The sequence below is a fragment of the Serratia sp. HNCC26DJ206 genome (genome assembly GCF_057180605.1).
In genome coordinates this window covers 1-812 of sequence record NZ_JBXUGP010000121.1, presented here as the reverse complement: position 1 = coordinate 812, position 812 = coordinate 1, and the positions used below count along the sequence as shown (strand labels likewise).

Sequence of the window (812 nt, the reverse complement as noted above, 5' to 3'; positions counted from 1 at the left end):
GGTTGGCGATCCGCTGAGCGATGTGGTCCTGACATCGCCGATGCAGGTGATTTATACCTGCCCCAGCACGCCCATTTATCCCAATGTCTGGCAGAACTTTGGTTTCAAGGCCACCACTGCTCTCTGGTCGGGTAGCAATAATATTTATACGAGCAACTATTCCGGACTCGGTTTTATGCTGGGAGCAACCGAGTCAGGTACGGTGAGCTACTGGTTACCATCGACTCTCGACGCACCGCTAGACGGCAACCCTAATCAGTTAGCTATGCGCTCGGTAAAAAATGGGAATTTCAGTTCCAACAGTGGTTCGGCCAGGATAAAACTGTATAAAACCGGCCCCCTGAGCTCAGGGGTGTTCTCCGGCAGGGTCGGATCATTCATTCTCGGCAGCAGCGCTGCCGACGGTGGTGGATGGGCCACCGATGTGCCGATCAATGTCAGCGCCATGACGATTACCGTACTGGCCTGTACTTTGAGCACGCCCAGTATCTCAGTACCGCTGGGAAACGTGCAGGCCGGGTTATTTACCGGTGTGGGCAGCACGCTAGGGACCAAGAGCTTCAACCTGGGTCTGAATTGCAATGCCGGCACCAATGTTAACGTCTCAATGTCAGGCACCCAGAATACCGATACGGCGAATACCAGCGTCTTGGCACTCAGTGGCGCAGGCAATACCGATGTCGCCAAGGGCGTGGGAGCCCAGATTCTGTATAACGGTACGCCAATGACCATTGGTCAAAATCTGCTGTTGAAAACCTCAACCGGTGGAGTTGAAACCTTCGACTTTCAGGCTCGTTATTTCCAGACACTGA

At 53.7% G+C, this 812-nt stretch carries 1 protein-coding gene; it reads left to right on the top strand.

What is annotated here, in order from left to right; translation table 11 throughout:
- The coding region (locus AC2A1E_RS24215) for a fimbrial protein (RefSeq protein ID WP_484385876.1) at nt 1-812 on the top strand (812 nt) is incomplete at both ends.